Source organism: bacterium (assembly GCA_016786595.1).
GTDB lineage: Bacteria > Bdellovibrionota_C > UBA2361 > SZUA-149 > JAEUWB01 > JAEUWB01.
This window is the reverse complement of record JAEUWB010000051.1, coordinates 71,882-87,627: the sequence shown is the minus strand read 5'-3', so window position 1 is coordinate 87,627 and position 15,746 is coordinate 71,882. Positions and strand designations below refer to the sequence as shown.

The following is a 15,746-nucleotide window of genomic DNA, read 5'->3' as shown; positions in this document are numbered from 1 at the left end:
CCCTATGCATGCCTTACAATAATAAGCTGCCAGTTCGCGGCGCGAATAATTAATTTTGTTACGCGTTGATAAGTGCGTTTAGACTGTGCGCGAGCGCTTTAATCCCATCTCAGTTAAACGCTCTTCGGCCATCGCAATGCGGTCAATGCCTTGATAGCGCTCTTCGCCAATCATAATCATCGGTGTATCAAACACCATCAGCTTACGTCCGCGCTTATAAAGGCCGCGCACACGCTCACGGGTATCATGACTGGAAAGCTTTGCCAGAAACTCACCTGGATCAACATCAAGCTCATCGCACAATTGAATTAAAAAGGCTTGATCATTTGGATCCTCTCCGGTTCCCCACCAACAGTCAAACATCTTGATGTTGTATTCCATGGAAAGGCCCATATCACCTGCAATCACAGCGCCACGCGTACTACGCTCCGGATCAGGCTCCTTCTCTGGCCAATCAGCGCGCATCACGAGTGGCAACTCCATACGCTTAGCTAAACGCACTACATCTTCGCGAATATAGTTTGCGCGTTCTGGCGAATAGGTTGCGCTTGGTCCGGCTTGTCCTGCAGCTTTAGCTGAAAACGGCTGCCAAAGAACCCTGACATCGAACTTCTGTTCGAGTTGAGATAAGCGGTCTATCCCTAGATATGAATAAGGACATTGAAATGAGTAGAAAATTTCGACAACTTGGGTCATGTGTATAAACTCTTTATAAATAACAAATATTCCCCCAGTTTCTCTTATAATTTCAAAACCTTGTCAAATACACACCCGTTTGTGCTAAAGAACTATTCTGATTCTTAAAAGGACGGTTTAAAAGCAGTGAAACGTATCGAACAAATGACGCTCCTTGAGCGCCTATATTTCGTAGAGATTTTCAAAGGTGTGCTCGTTACCAGTAGGCACCTGATTGGGAATCTTGCCCGTTATCTCTTGAGTGTAGTCGGTATTAAAACCAAAGAACGTCCTTGGGCAACAATTGAATACCCCAATGAGCATTTGAATTATTCGCCACGCTTCCGTGGCCGCCACCGTTTAACGCTGCATGATAATGGTAGCGTTAAGTGCACTGCTTGCTTTCTTTGCGCCACAGCTTGTCCAGCTAAATGTATTTACATTAAAGCTGCAGAACACGATGACCCCAATATCGAGAAATTTCCTGACCGCTATGAAATCGACACGCTACTTTGTATCTACTGTGGTTATTGCGTTGATGCCTGTCCAGTTGATGCCATCCGCATGGACACTGGAATCCACCCAGAAATTTATCCGGCTGACCCGCGGGCGTTTATTGAAGATAAGGAAACACTAATGCTCAGGTCTAAAGTGCTTGAAACCAAAGGTGCCGAAGCACTAATGCAAGAGCATTTGCAGCACATGCAAGATGTCGAAAAAAATCCATTCAGCAGCAACTACTAGGGCAGGTCGAAGTTCGATATTGAAGCCTGGCTTTGAGCTTAGCTGCCTCGTTGGCTTAGTGCTGAACCTCAGCTTGTTAGTATTCGCTACTGCCACTTTTGCCCAAGAAAAAATGCGGCCGGCCGTTGCTAGCATTCCGCAAGATCTTCCGCCACTGCCGCTACCGACTGGAGATGAGAAACCATTATTAATTCACAGTGGGAACATCGCAATTTTTCATGAAATTGTCCTCTCAACATTAGCCCCGCTGGTAAAAAACCGTTTACTTACCTTGCCTACATATTCACGGCTCGATTTCCCCTGGAGAGGTCCGCTAGCAGCAGCAAAATCTAACGTCACGAGAAATGCAGAAACATTAAAATCAATAATTTTTCGCACCTCTGGAACGCCGCGTTTAGTCAATGGATTTGAGCTTGCTTGGTTTGGTGCTAATCAAAGCGAACCGCAACGCACTGCCAGTGGATTGATCTATTCCGAATACTATCCAGCAAGTGCCACGCAAGCTTCCTTACTTGGCCCAGCACTGGAAAGCCGCACGGTTTTTCGTCTCTTAAGTCCGGCTGTAGTTTTTGGCTTTTCAATTTTTAACTTCCGTTTCGATTCAGCGCGTGAAGATGAAATTTTTATTTCTTCCCCAGTGACCGGCAAAACACGGCGTGTCTTTAATTCAAACATTTCTGACCCAATTCTAAACAGCAACCTCACGCCGCAAGATTTCTATGTCTGGTTTAACAAGCCGACAGAGACAACAATAAAGTTTATTGACGAGCGCACCTTGCTTGTGCCCTTTGCCAGGCTCAAACCCTACAAGTTAATTCCTGAAACGGCCCCAGAAGAAGCCGCAGGAACCAGCACTGCTGCAAGCAATACACTGCCACCCGCAGCCCAGGGGGTGTTTTTAGTTGAACGCCCAGAACTGACAGTTGATGGTAGTACGCGGATTGCGCATTTAAACTATCAATCGAAGCGTTACCCTGAGCAAGCAGCCTGGATGCCAACTGCTGCTTTTTATGTTCCGCGCAAAGTTTATATTTACGAGATCATCCCAGAAGATGGTTTTCTCCTTACTGGTAGACAAGTTCTGGTGGTCGATGAAGAAAGCGGCCTTCCGGTTTATAAAATTGTCTATGCTCGAGACGGCACCTACGAGAAAACAGTGATTGGGATTTGGGGCTTAGTTAACGCTACGGTAGCGAACAGTAGCACAGTGAGGCAGAATTTCTTAGCGCAATTAATTGTAATTGACTCTAATCTTGAAAAAGTCACAACGCTAACTAATCAAATTGTGAAAGTCTTTACGGCCGAGGCAAGTTCAACTGAGGATGACTCAAGTGCCAATGAAGCAAGTCAATTGTTTGCCTTTAAGGCTGAATAATGTGTAAAGTTTAGTCCGGAACTCACTCTGGAGAATCTGTCTATGTCAGAAATTAAAGCTTTATTAGACCGCGTAATCGCCGATGGCGTCCTGACTGAGGATGAACATGAAGAGCTGATTGAAGCCATGTATGGCGATGGGGAACTTGACGAAACAGAATCACAAGAGATCGCGCGTCTGTTCCAGATGATCAAGGACGGTAAGCTGACGATCGTCAATAAATCACGCGATGGTGGAAGTTAGAGCCTGTAACTATCTATTACGCCGATAAGGCTTCCCAAAAATCCTATCTTGTTTAAGCATTCTACAAATAGTAATCTACTACTGTTTCCTCTGAGGAAATGATTTAGGTTCTTTCCATCACGCATCCGGGCAGAAGCTTGTAGCAATGGTTTTTACTAACAAACCCTTGAATATGTCCGCACTACTCAAGGGTTTGTTAGACATCAACAAAATTTGTCTGGCTACCGGAGAAAAACATGATGCGAACAAGAATCATCAGCGCTTTAGCGCTTCTCGTCGTTGCTAGCAGCCTCAGTGCGTCTCCATTCAATTCGGATCCTGCAAGCACGGGCACCTATCGACCTGTTGTCGTGCATGACGGAAACGCACTTTTTGTCACCCTCCACCGCAACACCCATCGCGAAGCAAAAACTGCATGGTATCAAGCTTGGCACCGCTGGCTCACTTATGAGGGGCGCGAAAACAGCCGTCCGAACAAGCGAATTTGCCGTGTCGAGGGCTAAATTTTGCAGCTGAGGTTTTTCGAGAAGGAATGCATAAAAACCATTCCTTCTCTACCTCTTTTATCTACAAGCTTTGGCCCTTCCTCTTATTCTAGTTAAAATTTAATACCTTGATTGATTTTATTCGCTGTTTTAGCTTAGCCTCTGATAAGTAGATATGACTGCCTCAAGTGGTTATACTTCATATGTTCTTTTCCATTTTCATCTGAGCAGTAGCTTGTAGCAAAGGTTTTGCTGCCTAGGGAGACTCTGCTTCCCTAGGGCGCTACTACTCCGAAGTCCCGAGTAGTTTTTCAAAAATAATCGCCGCAGCGGCACGCACCGACAGGTGATTATATTCGCCAGGGCCATTAATTGGTCCAAGGCGACACGTCGCACGAACGAGAATTTCAGGGGCAAGTCCCCAGCCCGTGCCTAGTAAAATCAAGTATGGCCTTTCATCACTCACAAGCTCCGCTCGTAACTGCTCAAAACTTAAAACTCCAGGAGCTACTTGCGCTGATGTGGCAACAATCACCGGAAACTGACCTGTTTTTTCTTCAATGTCATTTAAAACATCATCTAAATCAGTAACTACCCGCATCAGTGACAAGGCTTCCGAGCGGTTATGGTTGTAACTTGCACCAAATCCAGTTTCCCAATGCTCGCAAATCTTCTCCGCCAAGGTCCGCATAATTCGCACCGGATGAGTGGCATAGAACTGCTTAAGTCCAAAGGTTCTGGCACTGCGTGAGATATCATGCAGATCTAGATTGGTAATTGAAGAGGTAATAATCTCTCCCTTTTTGCCAAGTACCGGATGGTGAATCAAGGCCACATAGACAGACGCTTTAAGCGGAGCACCTGCTCGCCCCTTGCGTGCAATTAAATCAGGGCGGCGCTTTTTAGTATCAGCTAACGCTTGCTCTTCACGCCATTTCTCAATCAAGGCATGGTTACCGGTTGTTAAAATCTCAGGCACTGACTGCCCCTCAAATTCCTTGGGCTTTGTATACTGCGGATATTCAAGAAGCCCTGCCGAAAAACTTTCTTGACTGAGAGACTCGGCATTACCTAACACTCCAGGCATTAACCGCGATACTGCCTCAATAAAAGCTAACGCTGGAATCTCTCCGCCTTGCAGCACGTAGTCTCCAAGACTAATTTCATGGTCAACGTAATTGGCCGCAACGCGCTCGTCTAAACCCTCATAACGCGAGCACAGCAAAATAAATCCAGAACTACTCTCAATGCTCTGCTGACAGAGCTGGTTTGCCAAAGCCTGAGTAAAGGGCTTCCCGCGAGGAGTGAAGTAAATTACAGTTCCCGCTGGGTCCTTAGCCTTGGCCTCACGAATTGCAGCCACTGTCGGCTCAGGCCGAAGCACCATGCCTGACCCTCCGCCATAAGGAGTGTCGTCAACTTGACCATGTGCATTAATCGCGTAAGTCCTTAAATGGATTGGCTCAATTGCCAGTTTTTCCTCCTGAATAGCGCGGCGTACAAGTCCAGTCTGACGAAAAGATTCAATCAGCTCAGGAAAAAGTGTGAGGACTTGGAACTTCATAGTAAAACGTTTGTCTAAGAATGTAGGGATATAACTGATTGCTTAACAGGTGTCACCTTGAGGCTCAAAGACGCTAGATATTTTCAAATTGCAGTGCTCGGCTCGCTACTCTGCTATGGATTTTTCTTTCTGGGCCTCGACCTCACTTCTCAACACATCCTAACAACGCTCACAACCACCTTATGTTCTCAATATATTTTTGACCGCTACTATCTTGGGCAAAAATTTGAATATAAGAGCGGGCTCATCACTGGGCTATCACTCAGTCTGCTCTTGCGTTCAAACTTTTTTTATTTCAGCGCCCTTGCCGCATTTTTGGCAATTGGTAGCAAGTTTATCATCCGTGTGAATGGCAAACATGTATTTAATCCGGCAAATTTTGGAATCATCACCCTAGCACTACTTTGCGAGGAAGCTTGGCTCTCTCCGGCACAGTGGGGTAGCACTACACTCTTAGCTTTTTACTTAATTTGCTGCGGCATGCTTGTGACCACAAAAGCCGCGCGCATTGATTTATGTCTTGTATTTTTCGCAAGCTACGCTGGACTACTTTTCCAACGCGCACTTTATCTTGGCGACCCACTGTCGATTCCACTACATCAGCTGCAAAGTGGCGCGCTTTTAATTTTCTCGTGCTTCATGATTACCGACCCAAGAGTCACACCCGATGCGCGACTGCCTCGCCTTCTTTTTGGCGTGGCCGTAGCACTGCTGGCTTATTACTTACGCTTTAAACTCTACTGGAATAATACCCCGCTCTACGCACTTTATTTCCTCTCCCCGCTAGTGCCAATCTTAGACGTGCTGTTTAAGGCCGACCGCTTCGAATGGCTCAAAGAAAGTATTTCACAAAAAAACATGAAACTCATAAAGGAGACTACATGAAACGTTTGATTCCCTATTTAATCCTGCTTGCCACTGTCACTGTCACGCCACTTGCTGCAAAAGCCTTTTGTGGTTTTTACGTTGCTAAAGCTGACACTAAACTTTTTAACAAAGCTTCAAAAGTCGTGATGGTCCGCGACGGCAATCGCACAGTCCTCACTATGGCTAATGACTATCAAGGCGAACCAAAAGAGTTTGCGATCGTTGTACCTGTGCCGACCATGCTCGAAAAGGATCAAATCCATGTGGCAAACCCCGCACTGATTGACCACCTAGACAGCTACACTGCGCCGCGTTTGGTTGAATACTTTGACGAAAATCCTTGCAATCGAAGAGTCTATAAAGCAATGAGCGCAATGAGCATGGATGCGGCTGCACCAGCTGGCGCGGCACGAAACGAGGCTGCAAAAAAGCTTGGTGTTACAATTGAAGCCGAATACACAGTTGGTGAGTATGACATTCTCATTTTATCTGCCAAAGAAAGTTCCGGACTGGAAACTTGGCTAACCGATAACGGCTATAAAATTCCAAGTGGAGCAAGTGAAGTGCTTGGTAGTTATATCCGGCAAAATGTTAAATTCTTTGTCGCTAAGGTAAACCTGGAGGAACAATCAAAACTTGGATTCAACTTTTTAAGGCCGCTACAAATTGCCTTTGAATCTCCGAAATTTATGCTGCCGATTCGCCTGGGCACGGTCAATGCTAACGGCACGCAGGATTTATTTGTTTTCGCACTAACAAAAACTGGGCGAGTTGAGTCCACAAACTATCGCACAGTCAAGCTCCCTGAAGGCATGGATCTTCCAGCTTATGTCAAAGATGATTTCGCAAATTTCTACCGCGACATGTTTAGCACACAAGTTAAGAAAGAAGACATGCAGGCGGTATTTCTTGAATACGCTTGGGATATGTCCTGGTGTGACCCTTGTGCGGCAGATCCTTTATCGAACTCGGAGCTTAAGGAACTTGGCGTTTTCTGGGTAGAAGACCCTACGCCGATGCCAGTTTATCGTAAACCCCAAAGCGGCCAACCTGGCCAAGTTGGAAATGCTTGGGGTGGAAGTGCAATTGCCCCAGTTCCTGCAGCTGCCAATGTCTACGTAACTCGTTTACATGTGCGTTACGACGCAGAGCATTTTCCTGAGGATTTAATGTTTCAGGAAACCGGTAACAGGGAGAATTTCCAGGCGCGCTACGTGCTTCGTCACCCCTGGCAGGGATCCGATCAATGCCCCGAAGCTAACTCCTATCGTGAAGAGCTAAAGCGTCGTCAAACTAAAGAAGTTGAAACGCTTTCAACTCTAACTGGCTGGGAGGTTGATTCGATTGAGAGGAAAATGGGCTTACACCCTGGAACTTCAGGCGCTCAATCTAATTCTGGATCAAATGGCTCAAGTGGTGATAAGTGGTGGAAAGATCTTTGGAGATAGAGGACTAAACACCACGTGCATAAAAACATTGTCTTAATTGGCTCGGGTAGATTTGGCCAAAGTGTTGGTTATTTACTCGAGCAAGCCGGTGCGGATTTAGCAATCCGCACCACGCGCACAAATGCGGCGTTAAGACTTAACTTTAAATCCACACCAAAAACATTACTCTACGACAGCAAGCAACAAGGGAAACTCAAAACTCTCAGCGATGAGCTGGAGGGTTTGAGCGACATTTTAGTTCTTATCGCTGTGCATGACGATGAGCTTAAGCGTGTTGCTGAGCAAATTTCAGAACTCAGGTTGAGTTGGAAAAATTGCTCAGTAATCCACGGCTCGGCAAGCTTTGATGAAAAAATATTAAAACCTTTTGCCGAACGTGGGGCACGACTAGGAGCTCTGCACTTAACTTGCCCAATTAGTAGCCCAGTAGAGAAATTTACTCCCGGCTCTGCTTTTACTTTTTGCGGCGATAAAGATTTGGGTGAAGTTCTCACGCAAGTCATAACGGCTGCTGGTTATGAGTTCATTAAGCTCAACGACGTAAATCGTACTCTTTACCATTCTGGATGCGTTATGGCGGCAGGTCACGTTGCGGCACTAATCACTGTTGCCGGGGAAATTCTAGCCACAAGTGGGATCGCAGAAAATGAAGTAAAGAAAATTCTCTATTCGCTACTAACTGCTCAAAGCCAGGGCTTACAAAATTTAGACGAAGGTCAAGCAATCTCCAAACTCTTAACGGGCCCGTTTATCAGACGCGATAAGCAGACCATCGAAAAGCATATCGCGACACTCAGAGAAATTTCTCCCAAATTTGTAATGCTCTATGATTTGCTGGGAAACCTGACAACGTCTCTGACAACCGCTAAGCCTCCCCAGCCGATTCAGTAGCAGTGGAGGAAAGTCTTTAAATTGTATTTCCTTGTATTCAGTGAACAGATTGCGGTGCCTGCCTTGAGCGAGTCTAAGGATAGCAACCTGTTTGCGCCACGTGTCATTGCGAGGCTACGATAGCAAGCGCGGCAATCTGTTTGCTTTTCGTGTCATTGCGAAGGAGAACAAACTTGTTTGTTCGACTGCGGTAATCTGTTTACCGCTAAATTATATTTATCATTTTAAATGAACAGATTGCTTCACTGCGTTCGCAATGACCTATGAATTACTAAGTGAACAGATTGCTTCCTCGCCTTCGGCTCCTCGCAATGACAGCTAATTTGCAATGGCAACCGACTAGCAAAGTAAGCGGACTGCAATCTGTCAACCGAGCCTGCCCTGCCTCATATAAATAAAAAAGCGGCTGCGCAGTAAACTGCTCAGCCGCTTTTTTGATATAAATATGCTGCGCTCTAAGCTGTAGCTTCTTTCTTCTTTGAAACTTTCTTAGGGGCTTTTGCTTTAGCCTTTTTTGCAGCTTTTTTAGTTGCAGCAGCAGTGGTCTTCTTTCCACCGCGAGCCTTGATGCGCGCTTTACGCTTTGCACGAGTAGTTTTAATTTTGGTGCGGCGCTTTTCGACCATCGACTTATATAGTCCTGGCATTTCACGCTCAAAGATTGACTGTAGAGTGGTGCTCGCCTTGGCCCCAACAGAAAGCCAGTATTTTACGCGGTCCTGTTTAAGCGTAATTGCTGAAGGCTTGGTTAAGGTATTGTACGTGCCGAGCAATTCAAGGTAACGACCGTCACGTTTATTTTCATGGTCGGTTACAACGATACGATAATAAGGACGGTTTCTGCGTCCATGTCTAGCAAGTCTGATAATTACTGCCACTTTTTCTTTCTCCCTTATATATAAACTTAGCGTAGTCCAGTCATTCTGGGCATTCCGCCACGAAGTAAGTTCTGAAGGTTTGCCCCACTGGTCACCTTCTTCATCACTTTCTTCATTTCGCTAAACTGCTTTAGTAGTCGATTTACATCTTCTACCGTCGTGCCACTGCCTTTAGCAATTCGGCTGCGGCGGCTACCGTCAATGAGCGAATCATCGCGGCGCTCTCCCGGAGTCATCGAAAGAATCATTGCCTCAAGGCGCTTAAGCTCCTTGTCTGCAACTGATTCATCAATTCCCTTGGCAACTTTACCCATGCCGGGAACCATGCCCATTACTGAGGAAATTGAGCCGAGCTTTTTAACGCTTTGCAATTGGGCATAAAAGTCTTCCAAGGAAAACTCATTTTTCTTGAGCTTTTTCTGGAGCTTCTTCGATTCCTCAAGGTCGACTTCTTTGCTTGCTTTTTCAATCAAAGTCAAGATATCCCCCATGCCTAAGATGCGGGAAACTAGGCGATCTGGGTGAAAAAGCTCTAAAGCGTCCATTTTTTCGCCCAAACCAATGAATTTTATCGGTTTTCCCGTAACGGCGCGCATAGAAATCGCCGCCCCACCCCGAGTGTCACCGTCAAGCTTACTTAAGATTAAACCATCTAAATCAAGGCTTTCGTCAAAACCACGGGCCACATTAACAGCTTCTTGACCTGTCATGGCGTCAACGACAAGCAGTATTTCATGAGGCTCAACTGCCTCAACGATTTCTACAAGCTCATTCATCATTTGTGCGTCAATCTGTAGGCGCCCAGCGGTATCGATAATCAAAGTATCAAAGCCTGCGTTTTTTGCGTATTGAGCTGCAGCGGTTGCGATCTCAATTGGTTTTTGTTCAGGCGTTGAAGGGAAAACTTCGATGCTTAAATTTTTGCCGAGGGTTTTTAACTGTTCAATTGCAGCTGGGCGATAAACGTCGACTGAAACTAGTAAGGGGCGGCGGCGTTTGTCTTCTTTAAGTAAGCGTGCAAGCTTACCAGAAGTAGTCGTCTTACCAGAACCTTGCAGACCAACCATCATGATGATTACCGGTGGAGCATGATTTAAACCTAACGGCTCGTGCTTACCCATCAGCTTTGTCAGTTCGTCTTGGACGACTTTAACCACCATTTGTCCAGGTGAGAGGGATTTGATGACTTTTTTTCCGAGAGCTTCGCGGCGGACGGTTTCGCCAAATTCTTTGACGACTTTGACGTTAACGTCAGCATCAAGTAGCGCTACCCGAATTTCAGCCAAAGCTTCATCGACTTCCTTCTCTCCGAGGACGCCGCGCTTAATCAGCTTAGAAAATGTGCTTTCAAGTTTACTAGATAATGAATCAAACATAGTGGGCGCTATCAATACACAGAAGGTGTGTTTTTTGGAATATTGTGATTAATTTCGGTCCGATTTGCTGATTCTTAAGCAAATTTAGGGCACTACTCCAATTCCCAAATAAAAACTGGCTTCGAGCCAGGTTTACGGATGGCGGCAGCGAACTTTTGCATTTCGATAATGCGGCGGATTTTCTCTGCAAACGGTAGCGCAATGAGTTGTTTTTTTAGCTCCTTTTTTCCCTCAAGCACTTTTTCCAGATGCCTTAATGCGGGCTCGTAGTTTTTAGTCATTGCCTAATAAACTCTTTCTGGAAAAGGAGAATCAGCTGTTTCATCTGAGATAGTTTAACACAACTACGACATTGCCGTGAAGCCATGCAAAGCAAACAAGATGGCGCTAACGGAATTACTAACCAGATATTGAAAAACCGCTACAACCCCGACCGACTGAGAGATGACTCAGTTGTGGTCGGGGTCGTAGTAGCTACTGCTAGAAGCTAGCCGGCGCGCCTTTCTCTCCAGTGTCCAAGCCTGGAATCATTCGGGTCGATTTCCTCGAGCATTTCGTCTGCAATTGAAATTGCAACAGTTAAATCAATATCATTGGTGAAACGTTGCTCGCCTTGTAACTGCACTGCCAGCCCACCAATTAAGCAATATTTCAAGTTCAAATTAGTAAGATATGAATTTACCTCACGCAAAGCCTCGGTAAACTCTTGGCTAATTGCGAGGTTCGTTTTGGTCTGCTTGCTTTTCACTTTATTTTACTAGCGGCAGCTTACAAAAAAACTTTCTAAGCTTTGCGTGCTGCTCGAGACGTTGTAATTCAGAATTTGAATCGGGATTATCACGTAGTATTTTACCGCCAAAATTTAAGAGCGAAAAAAATATCTGCAGCGCTTTAGCATCAGACATTTTCGGGAGATTGTTGCTGCGCTCTTCGGCAATAAGTTGTTGTGTATTGACTTGCCCTTGAAGCCAAGTTTTTATCGATTGTTTTTCAGCATCTTTTTCCATGGAAGTCTAATCATTTTAACAGATTTTAGACTGAGTGCCAAAATGTATATCGTGCTATTTCCCGCATAGTTCAATCAAAACCCCACCGGTCGCGCGCGGGTGCAGGAACGCAATTTCGTGATGTCGAAGCCCCGGGCGAGGCACTTTATCAACCAGCTCCACGCCAAGTGCCGTAAGGCGTGTAAGCTCCTCAGCAACTGAGGGAACCGCAAAAGCAAGATGATGCAACCCCTCACCACGAGTGTCTAAAAATTTCCTGATTTTTTGATTTCCCGGCAGCGGGGCAATTAATTCAATTGCGCTATTGGCTAGACCCAAAAAAGCTGCTTCAATCTGGTCTTTCTCAGAAATTCCACGAAAAAGGAGTTTAAGTCCAAAGAGTTTTTGATAGTGCTGGACTGCCGAGTCAAGATTATTTACAGCATAGGCGACATGATCAAGCAGCCAGCTGTCGGATGAAAAAGATAGCGACGAGAAAGATAAATTTGAAGGATCATTACTCATTAGTAACAATATGGCACGAATCGCAAAAATTCGCTCAAGTAATTTCTTAAAACCAAAGCCCCTAGAAGCTGGTCAGAAAATTGGCATTATCGCGCCAGGCTCGGCCATGTCCGAAGATCGTTTTGCGGCAGGACTTGCAGAAATTAAGCGTCGCGGCTTTGAAGCGCTCTGTCCGCTTGACCCAACAAAGGGCCTTGGCAAAAATGCCTTCACCAGCGCAAGCCCAGAAGCACGCGCCCAGGCCATCATGGATCTCGTCTCCAATCCTGAGGTTGGACTAATTCTTGCCGCTCGCGGTGGTTATGGTTCAGCTGAATTATTAACGCTACTTGATTTTGAAAAAATTCGGGAAAGTCGCAAGTTATTCATGGGATACTCTGACGTCACAGTGCTACTCGTTGCGCTTGCCAGCCAAGCTGGACTAGCCAGCGTGCATGGTGCAACTTTAAGTGCAGAACTTGCTCGCGCTCAAAGCGATACGGAAGCTCGCTTGAGTTCAGATTTAGCTTTCGACCTGGCGCAGGGGAAAAAACATAAAAAACCCTTGCATTGCTTAGTTGCCAGAGAATTACAATTTGGCACTACTAAAGTCTCAGGTCGGCTGATTGTCGGAAATTTAACGATGCTAATTTCACTCCTAGGCACGCCGTGGGATCTGAGCTTTGACCAGGCAATCTTAGTGATCGAAGATGTTAATGAAGCTCCGTATCGAGTTCATCGTAATCTTTTACATTTAAAGCAAGCTGGGAAATTAGCTCAGCTAAGTGGTCTTGTCTTTGGACGCTTCTCGCACAACAATACGACTAACGTTAGTGGTCAATGCACTGTCGATGAAATGATTAAACAGAGCGTTGATGAACTCTTTGCAGGCACAAAATTTCCAATTCTCTATGGCTTGCCGGTTGGACATGATGGAAAGAATTTACCGCTTGCCTTCGGCAGCAAAGCTCAGATTAAGCCCGAAGGTATGTTAGTGACCAAGGATACGGCAGTAGAAGCATAGACACATGGCAACAGCTGACTGGTCAAAAGTTGAACAAGCAATGGCAGCAGCCAGTCATGGATTGGACCAGCCCTATAGCGCAAACGCTAAACCCAAACATGCCTTCCCTGGTGCCGTGCTGTTAGTCTCTCAAGCCGGGGAAATTAAATTTTTAAAGTCTTTTGGACTGCGCTCGCTTCAGCCCGATCTTACCCAAAACGCAGTCTTTACTGTTTATGACATTGCTTCGCTGACTAAACCCTTAATCACCACAACGCTTGTGAGCATGGCCCTACAAGAAGGTAAACTGAATTTAGACTGGAAGGTTTCGCGATTTCTGCAGGACTTTGGCTCGCTCGGAAAAGAGCGCATCACAATTCGAAATTTACTTAACCACTCTGCTGGCTTCAGTGCGACTTTGCCATTTTATCGAGATATTGAGCTGGCTTCACAAAAGTCTCAATCTGGAGTGCTACGTAGCCGTGCCGCAACCACAATGATGCTGAACCTAATTTCACGTAGCCGCATTGAAAACTTACCCGGAAAAGTTGCGCTCTATAGTGACCTTGGATTTATCTTACTCGGCGTGATTATCGAAGCCTGCTACGGTGGTAAAACACTAGACAAGCTAGCCTATGAAAAAATCATCGCTCCACTCAAACTAGAAAGCACAGGATTTATCGATCTTAGCCGTGTCGGCAAGCAAGGCTATGAACCTGACACTTCAATTATTGCACCAACTGAGAAATGCGCCTGGAGAAAAAAAATACTTTGTGGAGAAGTGCACGATCCCAATGCTTGGGCGATGGGTGGAATTGCAGGTCATGCGGGTATTTTTTCAACTGCCTACGATGTCAATAAAATTACGATGGAATTAATCCGCTCTTACATCGGAAAAAGTAGTTTTGTTAATCCAGAAATTATTCGTGGATTTTGGACTCGTGATACAAGTGTTGCGAAAAGCACTTGGGCCTTAGGTTGGGATACGCCGACGCAGGGCTTAAGCACTAGTGGGAACTATTTCTCTTCAGCAAGTGTCGGGCATCTAGCCTTTACGGGTTGCTCGGTTTGGATTGACCCTACGCGGGAATTATCCGTAATCTTACTGGCTAATCGCATTCATCCTTCAGCGGAGAACATGTTAATCAGAGAATTTCGACCAAAAATTCATGATCTTATCATGGAAGTGCTGGGGTATAGTTAAAAACTCATAGAGAAAACTGACGTTGGCATGAACTTATACTTAACCTTAGTCTTATCCTTCAAAGGGAAAGTATAAGACTAAGGTTAAGTATAAGTTCATGCCAAAGCTTTAAATTAATAATTTATGACAGGACTAGATTTCCTAAATTCTTGCCCGCCTTTTATTGAGTCACGTGGCTTTACGCTTGAAACTGCGCAAGCCTTAATGGCCGCGCTCGATCATCCGCAAGACAAGGTCAAAACAATTCACATCACAGGAACAAACGGCAAAGGATCAACTGGTGCAATCTTAGCAAGCATGATCTATGCCTCTGGCGCAACTGTAGGTCATTATACCTCTCCGCACCTAACTAGCGTTACCGAGCGTTGCCTAATTAATGGGCTGCCCGTGCCAGAGCAGGAACTAGACCGGGCACTACTAAAGGTAATGAATGTCAGTAACGAGCATCAACTCACTCCGTCCTATTTTGAAGCCATCACCGCAGCAGCATTTTTAGTATTTGCAGAGAAAAATTTGGATTATGTCGTCACCGAAGTCGGCTTAGGTGGTAGATTAGATGCAACCAATACGATTAAAGCATCAGAACTTTCGTTGGTGACAACGATTGCGCTTGACCACACGACATTTCTTGGAAATTCCCTCACGCTAATTGCAGCAGAGAAGGCTGGTGTGATGCGTCGTGGAAAGCTTTGCTTAGTTGGGCCAGTAAGTGAAGAGCCGGAAACGATGTTAGTTGAGATGGCAACTGTGCGCGGTGCCCATCTAGAGTTACTGGGGGTAGACTTTGAGCTCGACCGGAGTTTACGTTTTTTTTATTTCCAAGGGGAAAAATGCCAACTCGATCTCACCGGGTTTAAACTACTCGGCGAACATCAGCTGCATAATTTGGCACTAGCAGTGCGTGCGGCCTTAGCACTAGGAATTCATCGCGAATTTATTGAGCAAGGCGCAATAGCCGCGCGTTGGCCGGGAAGGCTTGAAGAATTTAATTATGGGAACCCGCCACGACGCGTGATTTTAGATGGCGCACATAATGTTCAAGGGGTCGAAGCTCTTTTAGAGTTTTGCTCGACACTCAAGGGCCCAATCGTATTTATTTGTTCAATTTTAGCACATAAAGATTGGCCGGGAATGCTCAGTAGAGTTAAAAATTTTCTTGAAACGCGGCAAAGTGCTTTGATAATTTGGACTAAATCTGAAAACCCTCAGGCTCTTGATCCAGACGAGCTAAGAGCTTTCTTCCAGACAGGAGAGGTAATCCCAAACCCCAAGCTTGCCCTTGATTGCGCAGCAACAAAGTCACCTGAAGCTGCAACCATCCTTATTTTTGGCTCACTTTACCTCTTAGGCGATCTGCGCGCGCACATTGCTGGAAACAAGTTTTCTACAATAATTACAGCTTAATTTTAAGCATTCAAGAGAATGCTTATTCTAATGTTTCCTCCTGAAAATTACTATTTTCAACAGATTCGAACAGGCTGGTCATAAAGATTAGTAAGAAGT

18 protein-coding genes are annotated in these 15,746 nt (G+C 45.5%); 10 read left to right on the top strand and 8 right to left on the bottom strand.

The genetic code is table 11. The annotated features are described in order from the left end of the window. Positions 1 to 78 precede the first annotated feature (78 nt). Positions 79 to 696, bottom strand: a complete 618-nt coding sequence (locus JNK13_08140) for a DsbA family protein (GenBank protein ID MBL7662707.1) — start codon at positions 694 to 696, stop codon at positions 79 to 81. Positions 697 to 840: 144 nt separating this feature from the next. Between JNK13_08140 and JNK13_08135 the strand changes: the two genes are divergently transcribed. The 4 genes from JNK13_08135 to JNK13_08120 all read left to right on the top strand — a co-directional run bounded on the left by JNK13_08135 (position 841) and on the right by JNK13_08120 (position 3,540). After that, positions 841 to 1,419 (top strand): 4Fe-4S dicluster domain-containing protein, encoded by a 579-nt coding sequence (locus JNK13_08135; GenBank protein ID MBL7662706.1) that lies wholly within the window; start codon positions 841 to 843, stop codon positions 1,417 to 1,419. Continuing rightward, positions 1,385 to 2,794, top strand: coding sequence for a hypothetical protein (locus JNK13_08130; protein MBL7662705.1), 1,410 nt, complete (start codon positions 1,385 to 1,387; stop codon positions 2,792 to 2,794). The genes JNK13_08135 and JNK13_08130 overlap by 35 nt, the downstream gene beginning before the upstream one ends. 42 nt (positions 2,795 to 2,836) lie before the next feature. Next, entirely contained in the window at positions 2,837 to 3,037 is a 201-nt protein-coding gene (locus JNK13_08125; GenBank protein MBL7662704.1) for a hypothetical protein, read from the top strand. Positions 3,038 to 3,273: 236 nt separating this feature from the next. Next, a complete protein-coding gene (locus JNK13_08120; GenBank protein ID MBL7662703.1) occupies positions 3,274 to 3,540 on the top strand; it encodes a hypothetical protein in 267 nt (88 codons plus the stop codon). A 268-nt stretch (positions 3,541 to 3,808) separates the two neighbouring features. Here the strand turns inward: JNK13_08120 and trmD are convergent, their stop codons facing one another. Then, entirely contained in the window at positions 3,809 to 5,086 is a 1,278-nt protein-coding gene (trmD, locus tag JNK13_08115) for a tRNA (guanosine(37)-N1)-methyltransferase TrmD (GenBank protein ID MBL7662702.1), read from the bottom strand. Positions 5,087 to 5,143: 57 nt separating this feature from the next. Between trmD and JNK13_08110 the strand changes: the two genes are divergently transcribed. The 3 genes from JNK13_08110 to JNK13_08100 are packed head-to-tail and all read left to right on the top strand — an operon-like array spanning position 5,144 to position 8,292. Next, on the top strand, positions 5,144 to 5,971 hold the full coding sequence (locus JNK13_08110) for an RnfABCDGE type electron transport complex subunit D (GenBank protein MBL7662701.1): 828 nt from the start codon (positions 5,144 to 5,146) through the stop codon (positions 5,969 to 5,971). Beyond that, positions 5,968 to 7,401, top strand: a complete 1,434-nt coding sequence (locus tag JNK13_08105) for a DUF2330 domain-containing protein (protein MBL7662700.1) — start codon at positions 5,968 to 5,970, stop codon at positions 7,399 to 7,401. The genes JNK13_08110 and JNK13_08105 overlap by 4 nt, the downstream gene beginning before the upstream one ends. Before the next feature lie 15 nt (positions 7,402 to 7,416). Further along, complete coding sequence (locus JNK13_08100; GenBank protein ID MBL7662699.1) at positions 7,417 to 8,292, top strand: DUF2520 domain-containing protein; 876 nt, start codon at positions 7,417 to 7,419, stop codon at positions 8,290 to 8,292. Between the two features lie 455 nt (positions 8,293 to 8,747). Here the strand turns inward: JNK13_08100 and rpsP are convergent, their stop codons facing one another. The 6 genes from rpsP to JNK13_08070 form a co-directional block, all read right to left on the bottom strand. Beyond that, positions 8,748 to 9,170 carry a 30S ribosomal protein S16 gene (rpsP, locus tag JNK13_08095; protein MBL7662698.1) on the bottom strand — a complete coding sequence of 141 codons (423 nt, stop codon included), beginning with the start codon at positions 9,168 to 9,170 and terminating at the stop codon, positions 8,748 to 8,750. A 26-nt stretch (positions 9,171 to 9,196) separates the two neighbouring features. Next, complete coding sequence (ffh, locus tag JNK13_08090) at positions 9,197 to 10,546, bottom strand: signal recognition particle protein (GenBank protein ID MBL7662697.1); 1,350 nt, start codon at positions 10,544 to 10,546, stop codon at positions 9,197 to 9,199. A 92-nt stretch (positions 10,547 to 10,638) separates the two neighbouring features. Continuing rightward, positions 10,639 to 10,827, bottom strand: a complete 189-nt coding sequence (locus JNK13_08085; GenBank protein ID MBL7662696.1) for a hypothetical protein — start codon at positions 10,825 to 10,827, stop codon at positions 10,639 to 10,641. A gap of 206 nt (positions 10,828 to 11,033) precedes the next feature. Beyond that, positions 11,034 to 11,294 (bottom strand): hypothetical protein, encoded by a 261-nt coding sequence (locus JNK13_08080; protein ID MBL7662695.1) that lies wholly within the window; start codon positions 11,292 to 11,294, stop codon positions 11,034 to 11,036. Between the two features lies 1 nt (position 11,295). Continuing rightward, entirely contained in the window at positions 11,296 to 11,553 is a 258-nt protein-coding gene (locus JNK13_08075) for a hypothetical protein (GenBank protein ID MBL7662694.1), read from the bottom strand. A 54-nt stretch (positions 11,554 to 11,607) separates the two neighbouring features. Next, a complete protein-coding gene (locus tag JNK13_08070) occupies positions 11,608 to 12,057 on the bottom strand; it encodes a VOC family protein (protein MBL7662693.1) in 450 nt (149 codons plus the stop codon). Positions 12,058 to 12,067: 10 nt separating this feature from the next. Between JNK13_08070 and JNK13_08065 the strand changes: the two genes are divergently transcribed. The 3 genes from JNK13_08065 to JNK13_08055 all read left to right on the top strand — a co-directional run bounded on the left by JNK13_08065 (position 12,068) and on the right by JNK13_08055 (position 15,647). Beyond that, the gene (locus JNK13_08065) at positions 12,068 to 13,060 is read left to right on the top strand and encodes an LD-carboxypeptidase (GenBank protein MBL7662692.1); all 993 of its coding nucleotides are present in this window, start codon (positions 12,068 to 12,070) and stop codon (positions 13,058 to 13,060) included. Positions 13,061 to 13,064: 4 nt separating this feature from the next. After that, the gene (locus tag JNK13_08060) at positions 13,065 to 14,243 is read left to right on the top strand and encodes a serine hydrolase (protein MBL7662691.1); all 1,179 of its coding nucleotides are present in this window, start codon (positions 13,065 to 13,067) and stop codon (positions 14,241 to 14,243) included. Positions 14,244 to 14,366: 123 nt separating this feature from the next. After that, positions 14,367 to 15,647 (top strand): hypothetical protein, encoded by a 1,281-nt coding sequence (locus JNK13_08055; GenBank protein ID MBL7662690.1) that lies wholly within the window; start codon positions 14,367 to 14,369, stop codon positions 15,645 to 15,647. Positions 15,648 to 15,746 lie beyond the last annotated feature (99 nt).

Bases quoted from the DNA above. Each gene is read 5' to 3' on its own strand.
- JNK13_08135 (MBL7662706.1), top strand. From the start codon at position 841: ATGACGCTCCTTGAGCGCCTATATTTCGTAGAGATTTTCAAAGGTGTG.
- JNK13_08120 (MBL7662703.1), top strand. From the start codon at position 3,274: ATGATGCGAACAAGAATCATCAGCGCTTTAGCGCTTCTCGTCGTTGCT.
- JNK13_08055 (MBL7662690.1), top strand. From the start codon at position 14,367: ATGACAGGACTAGATTTCCTAAATTCTTGCCCGCCTTTTATTGAGTCA.
- JNK13_08075 (MBL7662694.1), bottom strand. From the start codon at position 11,553: ATGGAAAAAGATGCTGAAAAACAATCGATAAAAACTTGGCTTCAAGGG.
- JNK13_08065 (MBL7662692.1), top strand. From the start codon at position 12,068: ATGGCACGAATCGCAAAAATTCGCTCAAGTAATTTCTTAAAACCAAAG.
- JNK13_08130 (MBL7662705.1), top strand. From the start codon at position 1,385: ATGTCGAAAAAAATCCATTCAGCAGCAACTACTAGGGCAGGTCGAAGT.
- trmD (MBL7662702.1), bottom strand. From the start codon at position 5,086: ATGAAGTTCCAAGTCCTCACACTTTTTCCTGAGCTGATTGAATCTTTT.
- JNK13_08060 (MBL7662691.1), top strand. From the start codon at position 13,065: ATGGCAACAGCTGACTGGTCAAAAGTTGAACAAGCAATGGCAGCAGCC.
- ffh (MBL7662697.1), bottom strand. From the start codon at position 10,546: ATGTTTGATTCATTATCTAGTAAACTTGAAAGCACATTTTCTAAGCTG.
- JNK13_08085 (MBL7662696.1), bottom strand. From the start codon at position 10,827: ATGACTAAAAACTACGAGCCCGCATTAAGGCATCTGGAAAAAGTGCTT.
- JNK13_08105 (MBL7662700.1), top strand. From the start codon at position 5,968: ATGAAACGTTTGATTCCCTATTTAATCCTGCTTGCCACTGTCACTGTC.
- JNK13_08070 (MBL7662693.1), bottom strand. From the start codon at position 12,057: ATGAGTAATGATCCTTCAAATTTATCTTTCTCGTCGCTATCTTTTTCA.
- JNK13_08125 (MBL7662704.1), top strand. From the start codon at position 2,837: ATGTCAGAAATTAAAGCTTTATTAGACCGCGTAATCGCCGATGGCGTC.
- JNK13_08140 (MBL7662707.1), bottom strand. From the start codon at position 696: ATGACCCAAGTTGTCGAAATTTTCTACTCATTTCAATGTCCTTATTCA.